The following is a 1,362-nucleotide window of genomic DNA, read 5'->3' as shown; positions in this document are numbered from 1 at the left end:
GCCTGACCCACAGCCTGGTCACCACCGCGGCCAACGAGCATGACCTCAATCAGCTGGGTAATCTGCTGCATGGAGAGGAGCAATTTGTCTCAGCCGATGCCGGCTACCAAGGAGCGCCACAGCGCGAGGAGCTGGCCGAGGTGGATGTGGACTGGCTGATCGCCGAGCGTCCCGGCAAGGTAAAAACCTTGAAGCAGCATCCGCGCAAGAACAAAACGGCCATCAACATCGAATACATGAAAGCCAGCATCCGTGCCAGGGTGGAGCACCCGTTTCGCATCATCAAGCGGCAGTTCGGCTTCGTGAAAGCCAGATACAAGGGGCTGCTGAAAAACGATAACCAACTGGCGATGTTATTCACCCTGGCCAACCTGTTTCGGGTGGACCAAATGATACGTCAGTGGGAGAGATCTCAGTAAAAACCGGAAATAACGCCAGAAATGGTGGAAAAAATAGCCTAAATAGGCTGATTCGATGTGTTTGCGGGAAAAAAATCGGCCCAGATCCGCGAAATTTTAATCAACGAGTCAGCTTGGGAAGAAATGACCTGCTTATTCGCACTTTCCCTAAAGGCGCATTCAGGTTGAAGGGCGAACAGATTGACGGCAGTTTTCTGTTAAATAATGAAACCTATCTTGTGGAAGCAAAGTGGCATAGCACTAAAACAGGAAACGCTGATCTCCATGCATTTCATGGCAAGCTGGATCAGAAAATTTCATGGGCTCGCGGCGTATTTATCAGTTGGGCTGGATTTACAAAAAGTGGTCTGGATGCATGGGGGAGGGGAAAGAAGGTCATCTGTGTCAGCGGTTATGATCTTGTTCTCATGTTAAAAAATAACATCAGTTTCAGAATGTTGATGGAAGAAAAAATCAGACGGGCAGCCGAAACTGGCAACTTATATATCAAGATAGACGAAATTTATCCAAACATAAGCAAATGATGCTTCCTGTCCTGTCTACAATCAGCGTAACTGGTGGGATTACAGCTCCACACCTTGCAGCATTAGCACTTCAGCTTGAGCGGATAAAAACTATGGTAGAATTCAAAAAAAATAGCTGGGGATGACAGTGGCTAAGTACCATATTGAATCTGTGCAGGAATGGGCGCCGTTTACTCACAACGGCCAGAGTTACTCTTTGTCACATTTGAATGCACATGAGATTACCTACAAAGGTAAGATGCAAGATTTTAAGTTTGTCGTAACTTATGGCATGCACTGCTTCACTAAAGACGGTACGCCTTACAACATCCCCTTTAAATATCAAGATGCGAGAGAGTCGATCTCCGTTTGTCTTGAACGGTATGAAGCATCAAAGCAACTGCAACACATTCTGCCCAACCTTCCATCGTTGATGCTCT

Annotated in this window: 2 protein-coding genes and 1 pseudogene; all 3 read left to right on the top strand. The window is 46.8% G+C overall.

Going from position 1 to position 1,362, the window contains the following annotated elements:
- Window positions 1-419 (top strand): annotated as a pseudogene (locus ABD361_RS30310) (IS5-like element ISKpn26 family transposase); the annotation flags it as partial.
- On the top strand, window positions 401-943 hold the full coding sequence (locus ABD361_RS30305) for a restriction endonuclease (protein WP_077273850.1): 543 nt from the start codon (window positions 401-403) through the stop codon (window positions 941-943). The pseudogene ABD361_RS30310 and the gene ABD361_RS30305, both read left to right, overlap by 19 nt.
- 121 nt (window positions 944-1,064) lie before the next feature.
- On the top strand, window positions 1,065-1,362 hold a 298-nt coding region (locus tag ABD361_RS30300), incomplete at its 3' end, for a hypothetical protein (protein ID WP_344440179.1).

It is taken from the genome of Streptomyces luteosporeus (genome assembly GCF_039532865.1).
GTDB lineage: Bacteria > Actinomycetota > Actinomycetes > Streptomycetales > Streptomycetaceae > Streptomyces > Streptomyces luteosporeus.
This window is presented reverse-complemented; position numbering and strand designations above follow the sequence as displayed.